This is a genomic window from Alistipes sp. UBA6068, assembly GCF_949428155.1.
Lineage (GTDB): Bacteria > Bacteroidota > Bacteroidia > Bacteroidales > Rikenellaceae > Alistipes > Alistipes muris.
The window spans coordinates 1-18,812 of sequence record NZ_CASQFS010000014.1; the positions used below are offsets into that span (position 1 = coordinate 1).

The 18,812-nt window shown below is 60.6% G+C and carries 19 protein-coding genes; 12 read left to right on the forward strand and 7 right to left on the reverse strand.

Annotated elements, in window-relative coordinates:
* Window positions 1-58: 58 nt before the first annotated feature.
* Window positions 59-1,381: an MATE family efflux transporter gene (locus QVG21_RS08210; protein WP_287923942.1), complete on the reverse strand. Its 1,323-nt coding sequence runs from the start codon at window positions 1,379-1,381 to the stop codon at window positions 59-61.
* A gap of 440 nt (window positions 1,382-1,821) precedes the next feature.
* Between QVG21_RS08210 and QVG21_RS08215 the strand changes: the two genes are divergently transcribed.
* The gene (locus tag QVG21_RS08215; RefSeq protein WP_287923944.1) at window positions 1,822-3,063 is read left to right on the forward strand and encodes a pseudouridine synthase; all 1,242 of its coding nucleotides are present in this window, start codon (window positions 1,822-1,824) and stop codon (window positions 3,061-3,063) included.
* Between the two features lie 70 nt (window positions 3,064-3,133).
* Here the strand turns inward: QVG21_RS08215 and QVG21_RS08220 are convergent, their stop codons facing one another.
* Together QVG21_RS08220 and QVG21_RS08225 are read right to left on the reverse strand one after the other, a co-directional pair.
* On the reverse strand, window positions 3,134-3,349 hold the full coding sequence (locus tag QVG21_RS08220) for a hypothetical protein (RefSeq protein ID WP_287923946.1): 216 nt from the start codon (window positions 3,347-3,349) through the stop codon (window positions 3,134-3,136).
* Between the two features lie 29 nt (window positions 3,350-3,378).
* Window positions 3,379-3,708 (reverse strand): hypothetical protein, encoded by a 330-nt coding sequence (locus QVG21_RS08225; protein WP_251215084.1) that lies wholly within the window; start codon window positions 3,706-3,708, stop codon window positions 3,379-3,381.
* Window positions 3,709-3,847: 139 nt separating this feature from the next.
* Between QVG21_RS08225 and ligA the strand changes: the two genes are divergently transcribed.
* The 9 genes from ligA (at window position 3,848) to QVG21_RS08270 (ending at window position 15,060) form a co-directional block, all read left to right on the forward strand.
* Window positions 3,848-5,887: an NAD-dependent DNA ligase LigA gene (gene ligA / locus QVG21_RS08230; RefSeq protein ID WP_251215083.1), complete on the forward strand. Its 2,040-nt coding sequence runs from the start codon at window positions 3,848-3,850 to the stop codon at window positions 5,885-5,887.
* 66 nt (window positions 5,888-5,953) lie between these two features.
* Window positions 5,954-6,844, forward strand: a complete 891-nt coding sequence (gene dapA / locus QVG21_RS08235) for a 4-hydroxy-tetrahydrodipicolinate synthase (RefSeq protein WP_287923951.1) — start codon at window positions 5,954-5,956, stop codon at window positions 6,842-6,844.
* 31 nt (window positions 6,845-6,875) lie between these two features.
* Window positions 6,876-7,613: a DUF4919 domain-containing protein gene (locus QVG21_RS08240; protein WP_287923954.1), complete on the forward strand. Its 738-nt coding sequence runs from the start codon at window positions 6,876-6,878 to the stop codon at window positions 7,611-7,613.
* The gene (locus tag QVG21_RS08245; RefSeq protein ID WP_287923956.1) at window positions 7,610-8,803 is read left to right on the forward strand and encodes a clostripain-related cysteine peptidase; all 1,194 of its coding nucleotides are present in this window, start codon (window positions 7,610-7,612) and stop codon (window positions 8,801-8,803) included. The genes QVG21_RS08240 and QVG21_RS08245 overlap by 4 nt, the downstream gene beginning before the upstream one ends.
* A 159-nt stretch (window positions 8,804-8,962) precedes the next feature.
* Window positions 8,963-10,231 carry an adenylosuccinate synthase gene (locus tag QVG21_RS08250; RefSeq protein ID WP_251215079.1) on the forward strand — a complete coding sequence of 423 codons (1,269 nt, stop codon included), beginning with the start codon at window positions 8,963-8,965 and terminating at the stop codon, window positions 10,229-10,231.
* Between the two features lie 175 nt (window positions 10,232-10,406).
* Window positions 10,407-11,285 (forward strand): electron transfer flavoprotein subunit beta/FixA family protein, encoded by an 879-nt coding sequence (locus QVG21_RS08255; RefSeq protein WP_251215078.1) that lies wholly within the window; start codon window positions 10,407-10,409, stop codon window positions 11,283-11,285.
* Between the two features lie 14 nt (window positions 11,286-11,299).
* Window positions 11,300-12,319, forward strand: a complete 1,020-nt coding sequence (locus tag QVG21_RS08260) for an electron transfer flavoprotein subunit alpha/FixB family protein (RefSeq protein WP_251215077.1) — start codon at window positions 11,300-11,302, stop codon at window positions 12,317-12,319.
* The gene (locus QVG21_RS08265; RefSeq protein ID WP_287923960.1) at window positions 12,319-14,043 is read left to right on the forward strand and encodes an acyl-CoA dehydrogenase family protein; all 1,725 of its coding nucleotides are present in this window, start codon (window positions 12,319-12,321) and stop codon (window positions 14,041-14,043) included. The genes QVG21_RS08260 and QVG21_RS08265 overlap by 1 nt, the downstream gene beginning before the upstream one ends.
* Window positions 14,044-14,205: 162 nt before the next feature.
* Complete coding sequence (locus tag QVG21_RS08270; RefSeq protein WP_287923963.1) at window positions 14,206-15,060, forward strand: MFS transporter; 855 nt, start codon at window positions 14,206-14,208, stop codon at window positions 15,058-15,060.
* Window positions 15,061-15,198: 138 nt separating this feature from the next.
* Here the strand turns inward: QVG21_RS08270 and QVG21_RS08275 are convergent, their stop codons facing one another.
* Entirely contained in the window at window positions 15,199-15,705 is a 507-nt protein-coding gene (locus QVG21_RS08275; RefSeq protein ID WP_287923965.1) for an SLOG family protein, read from the reverse strand.
* A gap of 71 nt (window positions 15,706-15,776) precedes the next feature.
* Between QVG21_RS08275 and QVG21_RS08280 the strand changes: the two genes are divergently transcribed.
* A complete protein-coding gene (locus tag QVG21_RS08280; RefSeq protein ID WP_251215073.1) occupies window positions 15,777-15,989 on the forward strand; it encodes a YtxH domain-containing protein in 213 nt (70 codons plus the stop codon).
* Between the two features lie 24 nt (window positions 15,990-16,013).
* Complete coding sequence (locus QVG21_RS08285) at window positions 16,014-16,361, forward strand: hypothetical protein (protein ID WP_287923968.1); 348 nt, start codon at window positions 16,014-16,016, stop codon at window positions 16,359-16,361.
* A gap of 55 nt (window positions 16,362-16,416) precedes the next feature.
* Here the strand turns inward: QVG21_RS08285 and QVG21_RS08290 are convergent, their stop codons facing one another.
* From QVG21_RS08290 to QVG21_RS08300, 3 genes are all read right to left on the reverse strand, one after another.
* Window positions 16,417-16,971 carry an NADH peroxidase gene (locus QVG21_RS08290; RefSeq protein WP_287923970.1) on the reverse strand — a complete coding sequence of 185 codons (555 nt, stop codon included), beginning with the start codon at window positions 16,969-16,971 and terminating at the stop codon, window positions 16,417-16,419.
* A gap of 113 nt (window positions 16,972-17,084) precedes the next feature.
* Window positions 17,085-18,020 carry a DUF5106 domain-containing protein gene (locus tag QVG21_RS08295; RefSeq protein ID WP_287923972.1) on the reverse strand — a complete coding sequence of 312 codons (936 nt, stop codon included), beginning with the start codon at window positions 18,018-18,020 and terminating at the stop codon, window positions 17,085-17,087.
* A 119-nt stretch (window positions 18,021-18,139) separates the two neighbouring features.
* Window positions 18,140-18,812: 6-phosphofructokinase (locus QVG21_RS08300; RefSeq protein ID WP_502871768.1), on the reverse strand; the 673-nt coding region annotated here is incomplete at its 5' end.

The following is an 18,812-nucleotide window of genomic DNA, read 5'->3' on the forward strand; positions in this document are numbered from 1 at the left end:
GAATTGTGAATTGTGAATTGTGAATTGTGAATTGTGAATTGTGAATTGTGAATTTCCCTTATCCCGCTTTTCTCTCTATCGTCCGCAGCCGCCCGGTCATGTAGTATTGCAGCACCCCGCGCAGGAACATGTAGAGCGTGAACGCCATCCACAGCGCGTTGTTGCCTATCAGCGGGTAGCCCGCATAGTAGATTCCGAAGTAGGCCGCTGTCGAGAGGAACATCGAGTTGCGCATCACGCGCGTCTCGGTCGCGCCCACCATGATTCCGTCCATGATGAAGGGCATCGCGCTCGCTATCGGGATGACGATTATCCAGCCTATGTAGCGGCCCGCCAGTTCCGTGATTTTCGCGGCATCCGGGGTTGTGCCGTCCACGAAAAGGCCCACCAGTTCGCGCCAGCCCACCAAATAGATTCCCACGAACGCCACCGACACCATCGTGCCCCAGAAGATGCAGCGGCGCATGTACTTGCGCAGCGCTTCGCCGTCGCGGGCTCCGATGAAGCGGCCCGTCAGTGCTTCGGCCGCATAGGCGAAGCCGTCGTTCATGTACGAGAAGAGGGTGAAAAGTTGCAGCAGCAGCGTGTTCACCGCCAGCAGCGCCGGGTCGTCCATGCGGGCCGACGCCCCCGTGAAAAAGGTGTAGACCGCCACAATGCAGAGCGTGCGCAGCATGATGTCGCGGTTGATGACGAAAAAGGTCTTCAGCGGTTGCAGGTCCAGCACTTCCGGCCAGTCGATTTTCGTGAGCATCGCGCGGTATTCCGTCACCAGCAGTAGCGCCGACAGCCCCACGCCGCTCCATTGGGCCAGCACCGACGCGTAGGCTATGCCCACGATTCCCAGGTCCAGTCCGAATGCGAACCACAGGCTGCACAGAATGTGCACCACGTTCACCGCAATGGCCGTGCACATCGGTATCACGGCGTTCTGCATCCCCGTGAACCAGCCGTTGAGGCCGAACAGCAGGATTCCCGCCGGCACGGCCCAGATGCGGGCGTAGAAGTAGTCGCGGGTCATCGCGCTGCCGTTCATCGCCCACAGCGCCAGTTCGCCCACGGGCCATTGCAGTGCCACCATCACCGCTCCCATCAGCGCCGCCACTACCAGCGCCCGTGCCAGCATGTTCGTGCATTCGCGTAGGTTGCCCGCGCCGTAGGCTTGGGCCGTCAGGCCGCTCGTGCCCATGCGCACGAACGAGCAGTTCCAGTAGATGAAGTTGAAAATCGACACCCCGATGGCCAGCGCGCCTATCGTCGCCGCCGAGTCCGCGCCCCAGTGGCCCGCTATCGCCGTCGAGACAATGCCCATCAGCGGTACCGTGATGTTCGACACGATGTTCGGCAGCGCTATGCGCATGATTTCGTAGTTCATCTTCATGCACCTTTTCTCGCCTCGGCAAATCCCGAACGAGTTCGTTTTTGCTCTCGGCTTATCGAAAACGTTCATCTTCATGCAGGTTTTCTCGCCTCGGCAAATCCCGAACGAGTTCGTCTCAGCTCTCGGCTTATCGAAAACGGTTATCTTCGGTTTCATCGCGGCAAAGATAGTGCAAGCCGCGGGCAATGCCAAATTCCGGTGCTCACGGGCCTGCCTGTGCCGCATATGGAGGTTGGGGGCGTATTCTTTTCGTTTTCGGATTCCTCTCTCTTTTCGACCGGAACATGGCAGTTATCGGTTTTCCGGTCGGTTTGGCAGGGTCCGTGCGCTCCAATCCGGAAAATTCTGTTACCTTTGCACTCCACAAGCTGTTCGCAGGCGTGCGGCCCGGTCATGTCGCCGAGGTTTGCATGTTCGTCGCGGCAGACAATTAGACCAATATGAAAGATCACAAAAACGACTCGACGGAGGTGCTCGCGCGTTTCGGACGTGACCGGCGCCCGCGTACTGCCGCCCATGCGGCCGAGCGCGTCGAGCGTCGCCCGCGTTTGCAGCGCGATGCTGCCGATTCGGAGCAGGAGCCCCTTTCCCGGAGAGCTTCGTACAATCCCAATTTCACGCGCGACAACCGTCCCGCGTTCGACGAGAAGCCCCGCCGCACTTCCGGCGGCGAGAGGCCTTTCCGCGGCGGCCGCCCGCAGGCCGAGACCGACAAGCCCCGGTTCGGGACCAAAGGCCGGACAGGGGCCGCATACGACGGGCAGTCCGACAGCAAGCCTTTCGGCGAGCGCGGTCCCAAGCGTTTCGGCGCAAAGCCCGGGGCCAAGGGCGGGTTCAAGAAGTTCGGCGACAAAGCCGACGGCAAGTTCGGGTCCAAGAAGCCCGGGTTCCGCAAGGATAAGCCCGGTTTCCGTAAGCAGGACGACAAGCCGCGGAGTTATCCCAAGTACGATCCCGCCAAGCAGACGGGCGAGATGCGTTTGAACCGTTTCCTCGCGCAGTCGGGCATCTGTTCGCGCCGCGAGGCCGACGATTTCATCACCGCCGGGCTCGTCTCCGTCAACGGGCAGATCGTCACCGAGTTGGGTTCCAAGGTCATGCCTTCCGACGAGGTCCGCTTCAACGACAGCCGCGTCGAGGGCGAGAAGAAAGTCTACCTCGTGCTCAACAAGCCCAAGGGTTATGTCACTTCGCTCGACGACCCCCATGCCGGCAAGCTCGTCATGGATTTGGTCGCCGGGGCCTGCACCGAGCGTATCTATCCCGTCGGGCGGCTCGACAAGAACAGCCTCGGGTTGTTGCTTTTCACCAACGACGGCGATTTGACCAAGCAGCTCACGCATCCTTCCTACCGTAAGAAGAAGATTTACCAGGTCACCCTCGACAAGCCCCTCACGCGCGCCGACATGGACCGCATCGCCGAGGGCGTCACGTTGGAGGACGGCGAGATTTTCGCCGACGAGATTTCCTACGTCAAGGAGAACAAGCAGGAGGTCGGCATCGAAATCCATTCGGGGCGCAACCGTATCGTGCGCCGTATCTTCGAGTTCCTCGGTTATACCGTCACCAAGCTCGACCGCGTTTACTACGCCGGGCTCACCAAGAAGAACCTCAAGCGCGGTGCATGGCGTTTCCTCACCCGCGAGGAGGTCGAGCGGCTCAAGTCCGGCCGTTACGAGTAGTCCTCGTTCTTGCAATAGACAGGCGCCCCGAATCCTTGCGATTCGGGGCGCCGCTTTATTTGCTATGGATTTAGAGTTCCCGGACTACGTTCGGGTCGTCGAGCAGCAGCAGGCGGATTTCCTGCCAGCGGTTTTTGTAGAATACTTCCAGCGGGCAGCTGCGGGCGTCCGCTTCGTCCATCGACGCCGCGCAGTTCGTTGCGCTCAGCATCTTCAGCGGGTTGGTGTGGCAGCGCAGGGTTCGCAGCCGTGGGTTACGACCGCGGTTCCGATACAGGCCGCCCAAAGAAGTAGTATTCGTCGTATGCGAGGGGATTATATTTCCATGTCGTCGTCGCTGCGTTCCGCAGTGTCGGCGTTGTCGTCCTGGAGGTCGTCGGCCCCCTTTATTTCGTCGTCATAATAGTCTTTTTCGTCTTCTTCCTGTGCGTTGTCGTCGATTTTGACGTCGATTTTCACCAGGTAGGCCACTTCGTCCGTGTCGAACGGTACGGCATAGAAGAAGTCGCCGTTGGGTTTGTCTACACGCATCATCGCGTCGGTGAATCCGGTGGGGTACTTCGCCTTTACGGCCTCTTGCATCTCGGGGCTCAGGTTCCGGTAGCTTGTTACGATATGTTTCTTCACAATATGCTGTTTGGTCATGGTTGTGCGGAAATTTTCTGCAAGTATAAACAAAATTTGTCTATCGTGCCACGCCGGCAATTTTTTTTTGCAATTTTTTTGTTTTTGCTCGCTCTTACGAACAAATTATGTACCTTTACCCAAGTTATCCGTTGTTTTTATGGTCCGCCGAAGAATCGAGGAGCTGCGCCGGCAGCTCGAATTCCACAATCATAAGTACTACGTCGAAAACGCGCCCGAGATTTCGGATTTCGATTTCGACCGCATGATGCGCGAGTTGCAGGAGCTGGAGGCCGCGCATCCCGAGTTCGCCGACCCCGATTCGCCTACGGCCCGCGTCGGCAGCGACATTTCCGCCGAGTTCGCCACCGTCAAGCACCGTTATCCCATGCTGTCGTTGAGCAATACCTATTCGCTCGACGAGCTCCACGAGTTTTTGGAGCGTATCGAGCGCGAGTGCGGGCCTGCGGAGTACGTTTGCGAGCTCAAGTTCGACGGCACGGCCATTTCGCTCACTTACGAGAACGGGCGTTTGCTGCGCGCCGTCACGCGCGGCGACGGCGTCCAGGGCGACGACGTCACCGCCAATATCCGTACCGTGCGGTCCGTGCCCCTAAGATTGCGGGGCAGTGATTGGCCTGCGTTCTTCGAGATTCGCGGCGAGGTGTTGATGCCTTACGCTTCGTTCGACAAGATCAACGCCGAGCGCGAGGCCGCCGGGGAGCCTTTGTTCGCCAATCCGCGCAACGCCGCCGCCGGGACGCTCAAGCAGCAGCAGTCGGCCGTGGTCGCGCGCCGTGGGTTGGATTGTACGCTCTACCAGCTTTCGGGCGACGGCCTTCCGTTCGAGACCCATTGGCAAAGTTTGCAGAAGGCCCGCGAGTGGGGTTTCAAGGTCTCCGACTGCGGCCGTATCTGCCGTTCCGCCGCCGAGGTCGACGCTTTCATCGCCCATTGGGACGAGGCGCGGCGCAAGTTGCCGTTCCCGACCGACGGCGTCGTCATCAAGGTCAACAGCTTCGCCGAGCGGCGCAAAATCGGTTTCACCGCCAAGGCGCCCAAGTGGGCCGTGGCTTATAAGTTCAAGGCCGAGCAGGCGCTCACCCGGCTCGTCAGCGTCGATTTCCAGGTCGGACGCACCGGGGCCGTCACGCCCGTCGCCAACCTCGAGCCCGTGCAGCTGGCCGGTACTACCGTGCGGCGCGCCACGCTCCACAATGCCGAGCAGATGGCCCTTCTCGACATCCGTCCCGGCGACATGGTCTACGTCGAAAAGGGCGGTGAAATCATCCCCAAGATTACCGGGGTCGAGCTCGCCGGGCGTTCTGCCGACAGCAGACCCTTTAAGTATATCGACACCTGCCCCGAGTGCGGCACTCCGTTGGTGCGTTACGAGGGCGAGGCCAAGCATTATTGTCCCAACCAGAGCGGCTGCCGCCCGCAGATTATCGGGCGCATCATCCATTTCATCCGGCGCAAGGCGCTGGACATCGACGGGTTGGGCGAGGAGACGGTCGAGCTGCTCTACGAGAACGGGTTGGTCCATGATATTTCCGACCTCTACGATTTGAGGGCCGAGCAGCTCGCGCCCCTCCCGCGTCTGGGCGAGAAGTCCGCCGAGAATATCGTCCGGTCGGTCCGCGCGTCGCTTCAGGTGCCTTTCCAGCGCGTGCTCTTCGGGTTGGGCATCCGTTTCGTCGGCGAGACTACGGCCAAGTACCTGGCCGACCATTTCCGGTCGTTGGACGCCGTCATGCACGCTTCGCGCGAGGAGTTGGTCGAGGCCGACGAGGTCGGGGGCAAGATTGCCGACGCCATTCTCGATTACTTCGCCGATTCCGAGAACCTGCGGATTATCGGTCGTCTGCGCGACGCCGGGTTGCAGTTCGAGGCCGAGGAGCGGGCGTTGGCTTCCGAGGCGTTGGCCGGGAAAAGTTTCGTCATCTCCGGCAAGTTCGCCGATCATTCCCGCGACGAGCTCAAGGAGTTGATCGAGCTGCACGGCGGGCGCAACCTCGCGGCCGTCTCCGCCAGCGTCGATTTCATCGTCGCCGGGGAGAACATGGGGCCTGCCAAGTTGAAGAAGGCCGAGAAGTTGGGCGTCCGCATCATCTCCGAGCAGGAGTTCATCGCCATGCTCGGCGGTGACGCGTCTTCGCAGGATGCGGCGGAAAAGGCGGAGCAGGGAACGTTGTTCTGACGGCGGAGGGCTCGCGTCGTTTTTCTCGGCAGGGCCCGAACCGTGATTTTTAATTAGGGAAAAGATATGTTGCAGCACAAACTTGCCGGCGTCGGGGTCGCCATGATTACCCCTTTCACGGCCGAGGGCCGGGTCGATTACGAGGCGTTGGCCCGCATGATCGACTATGTCATCGAGGGGGGTGTCGATTACATCGTCGCCTTGGGCACCACGGCCGAAACGCCGACCCTCTACATGCCCGAGCGGGCCGTCATCGCCATGTTCATCACCAACCACATCGCCGGGCGCGTGCCGTTGGTCATCGGGTGCGGCGGCAATTCCACTTCCGAGGTCCTCGACCAGTTGCGCGAGTTCGACCTGCGGGGCGCCGATGCCATCCTCAGCGTCACGCCTTATTATAACAAGCCTTCGCAGGAGGGGCTCTACCAGCATTTCCGTACCGTCGCCGAGCATTCGCCCCTGCCCGTCATCCTCTACAACATCCCCGGCCGCGCCGGGGTCAACATGACCGCCGAGACTACGCTGCGCTGCGCGCGCGATTTCGACAAGGTCATCGGTATCAAGGAGGCTTCCGGCAATATCGACCAGATACAGCAGATTATCGACCGTCGGCCCGACGGGTTCCTGGTCCTTTCCGGCGACGACGGGATGGTCCTGCCCGTCATGCAGCGGGGCGGCGACGGCGTCATTTCCGTCGCGGCCAACGCCTTTCCCGCCCGTTTCATGCAGTGCGTCAACCTCGCCAAGGCTGGCGACTTCGCGCAGGCCGAGGCCGAGTTCGCCGCTTTGGACGAGGCCGTCAAGGCTCTTTTCGCCGAGGGCAATCCCACAGGCGTCAAGTGCGCCCTTTCGGTCATGGGCAAAATCGGTCCCGCCTTGCGGCTGCCGTTGGTCGAGGGTTCCGCCGACTTGCGCGAGCGGTTCCGGCGGTTGATTGCGGAATACGATTTGCGATAGATTTGCGTTATTGTTCTTAAACGCATTTGTCATGAAACGGTTTCTGTGCTTGTTGTTGCTTCTCCCCGCATGGGCCGGGGCCCAGGTGCCTGTCGAGGACGACATCCTCGCCCGGACGCTCGATTCGTCGTCTCCTTATTATTATACGACGCTCATGATGCGTTACCGCGCAGGCGATCCGACCCTCACCGACCTCGACTACCACTATCTTTATTACGGTTACGCCTACCAGGAGAGTTACAAGCCCTTGATTCCCGTTCCCGAGTTGGACAAGCTGTTGTTGCTCGCATCGTCCGTCGATACCGAGAATCCCCAGAAGGAGACCCTCGAAGCCATCATCGCCACTGGCAACGATGTGCTCGCGCGCGATCCGTTCAGTCCCAAGGTGCTCAACCTCATGGCTTTCGCCTACGACATGCTCGGCGACAAGGAGCAGGCCGCCGCTTATGCCGCCCGCATGAACGGCGTTTTGCGTGCTGTCCTCGCTTCCGGCGACGGGCTCAGCCAGCAGTCGCCGCGCCACGTGCTCATGTTCGACCACGCGCTCGATTTGCTCGACGTCGAGGAGTTGCCTTACGGCAAGGCCCGCATCGTCAGCCGCAACGTCGAGTTCGTGCCCCTGCTCAAGCCTTACGTCGTCGAGGGGCGCAAGCGCCGCGGTTTCTACTTCGACTTCGGCCGTGTTTATTGGAACAAGCCCGAGGGCTATACTTATAAGCGCGACCGTACCTGGCAGTTCAATAACCTCAAACCCCGCGAATACAAATGATTCGTCGCCTGTTTTTCCTGCTGCTGACCCTTGCTGTTTGCTCGGCTTGTTCCCGCAACAAGATCGAAACTCCGCAGGGTCCTGTCGGGCGGACCGTGCTCATGTATTTCCCGTGGGCGCAGGACCTTGCGACCTATACCAAGAAGAATATCGAGGACATGGAGCGCGTCGTCGCGCAGGGGGCTTTGCACGACGAGCGGTTGTTGGTCTTTTACATGGATTCCCATACGACTGCTTCCTTGTTCGAGTTGCGCGCCGATAAGGGACGCTGCATTCGGGTGTGGAAGAAAAGTTATGCCCCCGCGCCCGACGTCACCACCGCCCAGGGTATCGCTTCGGTGCTCGACGACGTGCGCCGTTTCGCGCCCGCCGACCGTTTCGCCATGACCATCGGCAGCCACGGCATGGCTTGGTTGCCCGCCCGGAGTGCCTCTCCCAGGGCTGCCGACCGTTCGGGCATTCCCGAGAAGGAATATTGGGAGTATGCCGCCCCCGATCGTCCCCTCACCCGGTGGTTCGGCGGTACTACGCCCGATTCCCGCGCCGACATCGCTTCTTTGGCCGAGGGTATCCGCAGCGTTGGCATGAAGCTGGATTTCATCCTCTTCGACGATTGTTACATGGCTTCCGTCGAGGTCGCCTACGCGTTGAGGGACGTTGCCGACCACCTCGTGGCTTCCACTTCCGAGGTCATGGCCGCCGGGTTTCCTTATGCCCATGTCGGGCCTCACCTCGTTGGGCAGACCGATTTCGAGGGTATCGCTCAGGCGTTCTACGATTTCTATATGGCTTATCCGTATCCCTACGGTACGGTCAGCACCATCGTCTGTTCCGAGCTCGACGCCCTTGCCAGCGTCATGGCCCGTATCAACGCGCGGTTCGCGTTCGACAGCGCCAACCTCTCCGCCTTGCAGCGGCTCGACGGCTATTCGCCCGTGCGGTTCTTCGACATGGGCGATTACGTGCGGCAGCTTTGTTCCGACCCGGCGCTCCTCGGCGAGTTCGAGGCGCAGTTGGAGCGGGTCGTTCCCGCCGCGTTCCGCCGTCATACGCCCGCGTTCTATTCCATGACCAACGGCGTCAACCCCATCCGCACCTTTTCGGGCATCACCACTTCCGACCCCAGCGTCTCGTCGCTGACCGTCTCCGCCAAGCTCGACACCGAGTGGTGGCAGGCTACCCACCCTTGATTCCCCGCTCCGTATGATTCGTCTCCGGCCGCCCGTTGCTTCGGGCGGCCGTTTTTTTCTCCGCCGGGCAGTGTATATAATCGGCCGATTTTTTTCCTTTTCCGCCGAATTTTTCTTACCTTTGAATGCAAAAAGTCCAAATTACGAATAAGCTATAGCATGAAAAAAGTCGATGTGATCCTCGGGCTGCAATGGGGCGACGAGGGCAAGGGCAAGGTCGTGGACGTGCTCACTCCGCGTTACGATGTCGTCGCCCGGTTCCAGGGCGGCCCCAACGCCGGGCATACGCTGGAGTTCAACGGCGAGAAGTACGTCCTGCGGTCCATTCCTTCGGGTATCTTCCAGGGCGGCAAGACCAATGTCATCGGTAACGGCGTGGTCATCGACGCCATTCTGTTCCGCGCCGAGGCCGAGGAGTTGGCCAAGAGCGGCCACGACCTCACGCGCCAGCTCTGCATCTCCAAGAAGGCCCATCTGATTCTGCCTACCCACCGTTTGCTCGACGCCGCTTACGAGGCCGCCAAGGGCAGCGCCAAAATCGGCACCACGGGCAAAGGCATCGGTCCGACCTATACCGACAAGGTCAGCCGCAGCGGCATGCGCGTCGGCGATTTGCTCAGCCCCGATTTCCGGGAGATTTACAGCCGCGCCAAGGCCCGTCACGAGCGTATTCTCCGCAGTCTCGATTATTCGTACGACCTCGCCGGGCTCGAAAGCCAGTGGTTCGAGGCCGTCGAGTTCCTCAAGCGCTTCCGCTTCATCGACAGCGAGTATTTCATCAACGGCGCCCTTGCCGAGGGTAAGAGCGTCTTGGCCGAGGGGGCGCAGGGCACCTTGCTCGACATCGACTTCGGTTCTTATCCGTTCGTCACTTCGTCCAATACCGTCAGTGCCGGGGTCTGCACCGGGCTCGGCATCGCGCCCAACCGCATCGGCGAGGTCTTCGGTATCTTCAAGGCCTATTGTACGCGCGTCGGCAGCGGTCCGTTCCCTACCGAGCTTTTCGATGAGACCGGCGATAGGTTGTGTTCCGTCGGCCACGAGTTCGGCGCCGTCACCGGGCGCAAGCGCCGTTGCGGGTGGCTCGACCTCGTCGCGCTCAAGTATTCCATCATGATCAACGGCGTCACGCAGCTCATCATGATGAAGTCCGACGTCATGAACGACTTCGACACCATCCGCGTCGCTACGGCCTACGACATCGGCGGGCAGGTCTCCGGCGAGTTCCCCTATGACATCGCCGATTCTCTCAAGCCCGTCTATACCGACTTCGAGGGTTGGAAGTGCGACTTGCGCGGGTGCAAATCCTACGGCGAGTTCCCTGCCGCGTTCCGGCGTTACGTCGAGTTCATCGAGCGCGAAACGGGCGTTCCCGTCCGGATCATCTCCGTCGGTCCCGACCGCGGCGAAACCATCGTAAGAGAATAAAGGTGAAAGGTGAATCCGCCGTTTTGTCATTCGGCTTCCCGCAGTTATTCCGGGTTTGTTTATTGTCATCCCGGGTTTGTTTACTGTCATTCTTAGTTTGTTTATTGTCATTCTGAGCCCCTTTCATTGTCATTCTGAGCGAAGCGAAGAATCTAACATTATTTAATCCATATTTATGAAAAACCAGTTGAAAATCGTTGTTCTGGCCAAGCAGGTGCCCGATACCCGCAACGTGGGTAAGGACGCCATGACGCCCGAGGGCACGGTCAACCGCGCGGCTCTGCCCGCCATCTTCAACCCCGAGGACCTCAATGCGCTCGAAATGGCCCTTTCGTTGAAGGACCGTGTCGAGGGCGCGACGGTCCACATCCTCACCATGGGGCCCCAGCGCGCCGCCGACATCATCCGCGACGCCATGTTCCGCGGGGCCGACGGGGGTTATCTCCTCTCCGGCCGCGAGTTCGCCGGGTCCGATACCTTGGCTACTTCCTACGCCCTTTCGTGCGCTTTGCGTAAAATCGGGCCCGACATCATCATCGCCGGGCGCCAGGCCATCGACGGCGATACGGCGCAGGTCGGGCCGCAGGTCGCCGAGAAGCTCGCTTTGCCGCAGGTCACTTACGCTGAGGAGATTGTCGAAATCAAGGACGCTTCGCTCGTCATCAAGCGGCGGCTCAGCAGCGGTACCGAGGTCGTCGAGTGCCCCGTTCCCGCCGTCGTCACCGTCAACGCGTCGGCTCCCGAGTGCCGGCCGCGCAACGCCAAGCGCGTCATGAAGTTCAAGTGCGCCCTCGCAGGGTCCGAAATCGCCGCCGCGCCCGATTCCGAGGCCGCACGGCGCGCCGTTGCGAAGCCTTATCTTCAGATTGTCGAGTTCGCCGCCGCCGACGTCGACCCCGATCCCCAGCAGTTGGGTCTCAGCGGGTCGCCCACCAAGGTCAAGAAGATCGAGAACGTCGTCTTCCAGGCCAAGGAGGCCAAGCGGCTCACGGCCGCCGACGAGGATATCAATTCACTGATGGTCGAACTCATCGCGAGCCATACGCTCGGTTAAATCGTTTTAGCATTATGAACAACATATTCGTCTATATCGAGATCGAGGAGGGCAAGGTCGCCGACGTAAGTCTCGAATTGCTGACCAAGGGCCGCGAGTTGGCCTCGACCTTGGGCGTCGGGCTCGACGCCGTGGTGCTCGGCGAGAAGCTCGCAGGCATCGAAAAGGAGCTCGCCAAGTACGGCGCCGACACCGTGTGGGTCGCCGACGACAAGACTTTCGCTCCGTTCCGCACGCTGCCCCATACGGCAGTTTTGTGCGGGCTCATCGAGCAGGAGAAGCCTCAGATCGTCCTTTTCGGCGCCACCTGCATCGGCCGCGACTTCGCGCCCCGCGTGTCGTCCGCCTTGCACAGCGGTCTGACTGCCGACTGCACCCAGTTAGTCATCGGCGACCACAAGGACCCCAAGACCGGCAAGGAGTACACCGACCTGCTGTACCAGATTCGTCCCGCTTTCGGCGGCAACATCATCGCCACCATCGTCAACCCCGACTGCCGGCCGCAGATGGCTACCGTCCGCGAGGGCGTCATGCGCAAGGAGTACGCCGCGCAGCCCGGCAGGGGCGAGGTCCGCGCCATCGACTGGAAGAAGTTCGTCAAGGATACCGACCTCGCCGTGCGTATCGTCGAGCGCCAGATCGAGGAGCGCAAAATCGACATCAAGGGGGCAGGCATCATCGTCGCCGGAGGTTACGGCATGGGTTCCAAGGAGAATTTCAAGCTCGTCCACGAGCTCGCCGACGTCCTGGGCGGTGAGGTCGGCGCCAGCCGCGCCGCCGTCGACGCCGGGTTCACCGACCATGCGCGCCAGGTCGGCCAGACAGGCGTCACGGTGCGTCCCAAGCTCTACATCGCCTGCGGCATCTCGGGTCAGATCCAGCACACGGCCGGCATGGACCAGTCGTCGATGGTCATTTCCATCAACTCCGACCCCGAGGCTCCCATCTGCAAGCTCGCCGACTATGCCATCACGGGCGACGTCAACGACATCATTCCCAAAATGATCAAGTATTACAAGCAAAATTCAAAGTAATGGCCAATTTCTTTTCAGATAACAAGGATTTGCAGTTCCACCTCCAGCATCCCGCGATGCGCAAGATCGTGGAGCTCAAGGAGCGCGGTTTCGCCGAAAAGGACCTCTATGACTACGCTCCGCAGAATTTCGACGACGCCATGGATTCCTACCGCCGCGTGCTCGAAATCGCCGGCGAGGTGTGCGGCGACGTCATCGCGCCCAACGCCGAGGGGGTCGACCACGAGGGTCCGCGCGTCGTCAACGACCACGTCGAGTACGCTTCCGGCACCGTCCGGAATATGAAGGCCATCGTCGACGCCGGTCTGAGCGGCCTCACTCTGCCGCGCAAGTACGACGGTTTGAACTTCCCGCTCGTCTGCTTCGTCATGGCCAACGAGATGGTCGCCCGCGCCGATGCCGGGTTCGAGAATATCTGGGGTTTGCAGGACTGCGCCGAGACGCTCAACGAGTTCGCGTCCGAGGAGATCAAGCAGAAGTTCCTGCCGTGGGTTTCGGCCGGGGCCACCTGCGCCATGGACCTCACCGAGCCCGACGCCGGTTCCGACCTCGGGGCCGTCATGCTCAAGGCCACCTGGTCCGAGGAGAAGCAGACATGGCTCCTGAACGGTGTAAAACGTTTTATCACCAACGGCGACGGCGACGTCTCGCTCGTGCTGGCACGCACCGAGGAGGGCACCGCCGATGCGCGCGGTCTCTCGATGCTCGTCTACGACAAGCGCGACGGCGGCGTCAAGGTGCGCCGTATCGAGAACAAGCTCGGTATCAAGGGTTCGCCCACGTGCGAGTTGGTCTTCACCAACGCTCCCGCACAGTTGGTCGGCGACCGTAAGATGGGCCTTATCAAGTACGTCATGTCGCTCATGAACGCCGCCCGCCTGGGTATCGGCGCCCAGTCGGTCGGTACGTGCGAGGCCGCTTACCGCGAGGCGCTGAAGTATGCCCACGAGCGCGCCCAGTTCGGCAAGCCCATCATCCGGTTCGCCGCCATTTCGGAGATGCTCTCCAACATGAAGGCCAAGTTGCAGGGTGCCCGCGCGCTGCTCTACGAGACCACCCGTTTCGTCGAGATTTACAAGCAGTATACCCATATTTCGCACGAGCGTTCGCTCGAAGCCGAGGAGCGCCAGGAGATGAAGTTCTATACCCGCCTGGCCGACGGTTTCACGCCGCTCGTCAAGCTCTTTTCGTCGGAGTACGCCAACCAGCTGGCCTACGACGCCATCCAGATTCACGGCGGTTCGGGCTTCATGAAGGATTATCCCTGCGAGCGCATCTACCGCGACGCCCGCATCATGAACATCTACGAGGGTACCTCGCAGTTGCAGGTCGTGGCGGCCATCAACGCCGTCACTAAGGGCACGTTCATGGAGCAGATCGAGCGTTACGCTGCCGACACCTACTGCGAGTGCATGCAGCCCGTCGTCGCCAAGCTCAAGGAGCTGACGGCCAAGTTCGCCGAGATGGTCGAGCGCGTCGAGTCCGGCGACAAGGAGAAGTCCGGGTTCAAGGACTTCCATGCACGCCGTCTCGTCGAGACCGCCGGGCATATCATCATCACCTATCTGCTCGCCCGTCAGGCCGGGGAGTGCGAGGACTACATCAATTCCGCGCGCATCTTCGTCAAGTTGGCCGAGGGCAAGATTTCGGAAGCCTATACCTACGTCATGAATTCTTCGTTCGACGACGTAGATTTGTTCAAGGCCGTCGAGCAGGAGTGTTAGCCGTTCCGCAGCGGGATTAGCGCCCGCCGGAATCTTCCGCAAAAAGGGCAGACCTTGCAGGGTCTGCTCTTTTTGGCTTCGGGCGTGTTTGTTTCGGCCGCGGATTTCGTACCTTTGTCGTCGGAAAACATATCGTTAAATCGTTTTAATTTCGGATTTCAGATGAAAGAGCAGGAAAACGGGCTTTTCGAGCCCATCGAAGAACCGCAGGCTCCCGACGCGGAGACTGCCGAAGACGATACGCTGCGCACGGCTCGCCGCAACATGCTGTTGGGGTTGCTGTGGTGCGTGGGCGGTCTGATTTTCAGCTTCGTATCTTATTATTTCACCGAGGCGGGCGGCCGTTACGTCATTGCGACGGGTGCCATCGTTTGGGGTGCCGTTCAGGCTGTCAGCGGTCTTGTCGCCTACGTGCGGGAGCTGCGCGGCCGCGGCGCGTATGCCACTGCCCGGCAGGCCGTTGTGCTCGGCGTTTGTGCGGGCGCGGTCATCGCTGGGCTGGGTTACGCTTCGTGGCGCATGGTGCATGCCGACGACGTGGAGTATCTCGCGACCGAACAGCAGTGCGAATGGCCCGAACTGGGACTGCGGGTGAGCGTTCCGGCCGGATTCTCCGAGCTCGAAACCACGGGCCACGAGGAGACAGATTCGACCTATGCCTATCGGAAGGTTTTGGCCTACAACGACGACCGCATGTTCATGGTCGAGGGCCATGCGGGTAATCTGACGGATGCCGGAATCGCGCAGGTGGATGAAATGACCGAAGCGTTGGGCGAGCAGGCCGCAGCTTTCCTCGACGGCGGTCTGACGGGCAGCGACGAAATCGTCGTGCTCGGCGGCATCCGGATGCTCCGCCATGTCGGGCGTCGTACCGATTATCCGGAGTGGAACACCGTGCTGTACGATGCGGCGCATGACGGTTCGCTCGTTTCGATTTACTATTACACCCGTTCGGACGATGCGGCGGCCGAAGCCGATGCGTTCGTCTCCGACCACGTCGAATGGGGCTTAGAGTAGTTGTTAAAACGTTTTAACAAGCTCTTGCAATGTCATTCTGAGCGCAGCGAAGAATCTATGGATATTTAGTTGCGCTCGGATTTAGTCTCGGACACTGTAAACCCGCGGAACCTCCCGGAGGTTCCGCGGGTTTCGTATTCAGAAGAGGGTAGGCATGGGCGGCGGGAAGCCGGGGCCTGCGGGACACAGGTTGTCGATGCGGCGCCCGGCCTGCAAGGCCCGGCGGAGGGTGTAGAACGTGCCGCCGGGCGAACCGTCGAACCACGCGACGAGCCGCGCGGCATGGCTCACCAAGTAATCGTTGCGCTGCATGTAGACGCCCCGGTGGTATCGGGCCGACAGCACCGTCGTCTCGTCCGCCGCGGCGACGATTCGCCCGAAACGCTCGCGGTCGGAGTTGCTAAAACGATTTATATGCCCCTCGAACGGCACCACGGCGACCAGCCGCAGTCCCGGCAGTCTGTCGCGGCAGGCGAGCACCGTTTCGGCGGCGGCCATGTCGAATCCTGCGGCCATGCCGCTCAGAAACGTGCGGCAGCCCTCGGCGTAGAGGGTCTCGACGGCGCGTTGCAGGGCAGCCGCCGCCTCGCCGCAGTAGGTGCGGTGGCCCGTGAAAGCGACGGCGGTTGCGGGGTTGGGATTCATCGGCGGTAAAGATAGTATTTTTGGCCCGGACTTTGCTGAACGGGGACATGAATCTTTTAATTTCAACAACCATGAAGAACACTGGTATCATCATTACGTCGCTGCTGGGCGGGCTGATCGTCGGCTCGGCGCTCACCATGCTTTTCACGCCCCAGTCGGGGATGGAAACGCGCAAGCAAATCAAGGACTTCCTGACCGATGAAATCGACCGCATGAAGGACAAGGTCCAGAAAGTGCACGACCAAATCGAGGACGCCCGCTGCAAGTGCGAGCACCAGCAGTAAACCCCTGTCCGTTCGGAGAACCGCATGTCTACGGGTAACAAGTCCGCCGGGAGCGGAAATTTCTTCCTCGCGCTGCTTCTTTTCTGCGTGACGGCCATGATTGCAGTCGTGCTGCTGATCGTGGCGCTGCTCATCGCGGTGTCGGAGTGGCTGGGGTCGTTCACATGGGCGGCGCTGCTGGTGGGAGGTGTTTTTCTGCTGGCCGCCGCAGGCATCTATTTCTTTGCCATCAAGGACCCGGTACGGCAAATCCGGGCCCGCATCGAAACGGTTTACGACGTGGCCCGGCTGCTCAAGCAGGGCTACGACTGGGTGGCGGCCAAGCTGGAATTCTTCGTCCGGCTGAAACACGAACTGTGGCCCTCCGAATAACGGAAAAGCGGCTTTCCCCGATGGAAAGCCGCTTTTCGTTGGGACAGGGCGCCGCCTATTTCTTGAAATAGCGGTTGTAGAGCCCCTCGAAACCCTTGCCGTGGCGGGCTTCGTCTTTGGCCATCTCGTGCACGGTGTCGTGTACGGCGTCGAGGTTCTGCTCCTTGGCCAGACGCGCCAGGCGCATCTTGTCCTCGCAGGCGCCGCACTCGGCGTTCATGCGCTTGAAGAGGTTGGTCTTGGTGTCCCAGACCACCTCGCCGATGAGCTCGGCGAATTTCGAGGCGTGCTCGGCCTCCTCCCACGCATAGCGCTTGTAGGCCTCGGCGATTTCGGGGTAGCCCTCGCGGTCGGCCTGGCGGCTCATGGCCAGGTACATGCCCACCTCGGTGCACTCGCCCATGAAGTGGTTCTGCAGGCCTTCCCACAATTCGGGGCTGGCACCTTTGCCGTCGCCGATTTGGTGGACGGTGACGAAATCGAGATTGCCTTCCTGTTCCTCGACCTCGACGAACTTATTCTTGCCGACCTTGCACATCGGGCACTGCTCGGGAGCCTCGGGACCTTCGTGAATGTACCCGCAGACGGTACAACGCCATTTCTTTGCCATAATCTTGATTGTTTGAGTGTTTGTAGTTTCTGTTTCCTCTGCAAAAGTAACAAAACGGACGCAATATCGGATAAAAATCCGATATTCTTTTTTTATGGAGGCATAGGCTGCGTTTATAGTTGTTCGCGGGCGAGAACCGCTTCCTCGACGAGCCCCACGTCGGTGGCGTCCTTGACCAGCACGCGCTTGTCGCGGTCGAGCAGATAGAGCGCCGGGATGGCCGAAAGGTTGTAGGCGGAAGTCTCGCGCACGACGCAGCCTTTGTCGTAGGAGTTGATCCACGATGCCGGGACATGCCCGCGGTAGGCGAGCCATTCGCCGAGGTCCTCATCGGGATAGAATGCCAGCACTTTCAACCGCCCGTCGGCAATCAGCCGCCGGAGTACCGGCGAAATTTCGATGGCTTCGTGGATTTCGCGGCACATCGGGCATCCGGGGTTGTTGATGAAAAGCAGCACGTATTCGGCCCTGAGGTCGTAGAGCCGCCGGGAGACGCCCGATTCGAGCGTGTAGCGGAAGTCGTTGGCCCGCTGTCCGATGCGGTTCTGCTGCGCCATGTCCAGCGCGTATTGGGGCCCGATGCGCTCGTACTGGTCGTAGAACGGGGCGGCGAGCTGCGCTTCGAGCACGGGAATGTAGAATTCGTCGTTGCGCATCGACGAATTGGGGTCGGCCAGAACCCGCTCGGCCAGCCAGACGAAATAATCGGTCATGGGCCGCGAAACGCTGGCCCGGCGCATCAAATCGGCCATGGGGGCGGGGTCGGCGGGACGGTCCGAAATGACAGCCACGAACTGGGCGAAATGGTTGAGCATCTGCGCCGTGTCGGCCTTGTGGACGAACATGGTGTCCGCGAAATCGAACTTGTCCCAATAGTGTTCGCGCAAGTAATCGCGCTTCTGCTCCTGGGGCAGGGCTGCCGGTGGGATGGGCGGCAGAAAGACGTAACGGCGCTCGGGCCGGGCCGCAGTCTGCGGCGCACGGCGGCCGCACGACACGACGGTCAGCAGGAGCGCTGTTATATATAGGAGTCGGAACGAGGTTTTCATAGCGTAAAGATAAACCGAATAGCCGGGAATTCAAAATACGGAGCACGAACCCTGCCGCAGAGCGCAAAAATCCCGGTCCTCCTTGCGGGGAACCGGGATGGCTGAAACGGCCGGAGAGGTTATTTCCAGTTGAGAATCTTGTGGAAATCGAACTCCTCGGGATTGGGCACGTACTTCCTGGCCTCCTCGTAATCGGCCGGAGTGATGGCGTTCAGGATATTCTCGACCACCGACGTGAACTTGTCCGAATGGATGTCGACCAGGCGGGGCGGAATCTTGCCCGAAGCGGGGTCCTGCAAATCCTTGAGGTAGAGGGGCGAAACATTGCCCTCCGAATCGACGTAGACCATGCAGCCCGTCTTGCCCTCGGTAAAGAGCTTGTGTACGCCGATGCCCAGCTCCGAACAATAGGTGAGGTCGTAGGCGATGGGGGTCTGGCAGCGGATTTCGTAGCCCAGCTCCACGGGACGGCTCTTGACCTTGAGCCCGAGCTCCTTGACGCGCTTCTCGATCATCTCGTTGAAGATATGCGCCTTGGACACCTTGCCCAGCTCGGGATGCCCGTGGTCGTCGTAGGTGAAGTGGATGCCGCTCTTGCGGATTTCCTCGTCGCTCAATGCGTGGAACACACCCTCCGAGATGACGGCGGCGCCGTAGTCCATGCCCATGATTTTACGCTTGATGATCGACGAGATAACCATGTTGACGATCTTCTCGACCGTGATTTCGGTCTTGTTGAACATCTCGGGGATGACGATCATCGGGTAGTGGCAGGCCTCGCCGATGCCGAAT

What these genes read in the sequence shown, in the direction of transcription:
- QVG21_RS08210 (WP_287923942.1), bottom strand. Translation starts at nt 1,381, where the DNA reads ATGAAGATGAACTACGAAATCATGCGCATAGCGCTGCCGAACATCGTG.
- QVG21_RS08215 (WP_287923944.1), top strand. Translation starts at nt 1,822, where the DNA reads ATGAAAGATCACAAAAACGACTCGACGGAGGTGCTCGCGCGTTTCGGA.
- QVG21_RS08225 (WP_251215084.1), bottom strand. Translation starts at nt 3,708, where the DNA reads ATGACCAAACAGCATATTGTGAAGAAACATATCGTAACAAGCTACCGG.
- ligA (WP_251215083.1), top strand. Translation starts at nt 3,848, where the DNA reads ATGGTCCGCCGAAGAATCGAGGAGCTGCGCCGGCAGCTCGAATTCCAC.
- dapA (WP_287923951.1), top strand. Translation starts at nt 5,954, where the DNA reads ATGTTGCAGCACAAACTTGCCGGCGTCGGGGTCGCCATGATTACCCCT.
- QVG21_RS08240 (WP_287923954.1), top strand. Translation starts at nt 6,876, where the DNA reads ATGAAACGGTTTCTGTGCTTGTTGTTGCTTCTCCCCGCATGGGCCGGG.
- QVG21_RS08245 (WP_287923956.1), top strand. Translation starts at nt 7,610, where the DNA reads ATGATTCGTCGCCTGTTTTTCCTGCTGCTGACCCTTGCTGTTTGCTCG.
- QVG21_RS08250 (WP_251215079.1), top strand. Translation starts at nt 8,963, where the DNA reads ATGAAAAAAGTCGATGTGATCCTCGGGCTGCAATGGGGCGACGAGGGC.
- QVG21_RS08255 (WP_251215078.1), top strand. Translation starts at nt 10,407, where the DNA reads ATGAAAAACCAGTTGAAAATCGTTGTTCTGGCCAAGCAGGTGCCCGAT.
- QVG21_RS08260 (WP_251215077.1), top strand. Translation starts at nt 11,300, where the DNA reads ATGAACAACATATTCGTCTATATCGAGATCGAGGAGGGCAAGGTCGCC.
- QVG21_RS08265 (WP_287923960.1), top strand. Translation starts at nt 12,319, where the DNA reads ATGGCCAATTTCTTTTCAGATAACAAGGATTTGCAGTTCCACCTCCAG.
- QVG21_RS08270 (WP_287923963.1), top strand. Translation starts at nt 14,206, where the DNA reads ATGAAAGAGCAGGAAAACGGGCTTTTCGAGCCCATCGAAGAACCGCAG.
- QVG21_RS08275 (WP_287923965.1), bottom strand. Translation starts at nt 15,705, where the DNA reads ATGAATCCCAACCCCGCAACCGCCGTCGCTTTCACGGGCCACCGCACC.
- QVG21_RS08280 (WP_251215073.1), top strand. Translation starts at nt 15,777, where the DNA reads ATGAAGAACACTGGTATCATCATTACGTCGCTGCTGGGCGGGCTGATC.
- QVG21_RS08285 (WP_287923968.1), top strand. Translation starts at nt 16,014, where the DNA reads ATGTCTACGGGTAACAAGTCCGCCGGGAGCGGAAATTTCTTCCTCGCG.
- QVG21_RS08290 (WP_287923970.1), bottom strand. Translation starts at nt 16,971, where the DNA reads ATGGCAAAGAAATGGCGTTGTACCGTCTGCGGGTACATTCACGAAGGT.
- QVG21_RS08295 (WP_287923972.1), bottom strand. Translation starts at nt 18,020, where the DNA reads ATGAAAACCTCGTTCCGACTCCTATATATAACAGCGCTCCTGCTGACC.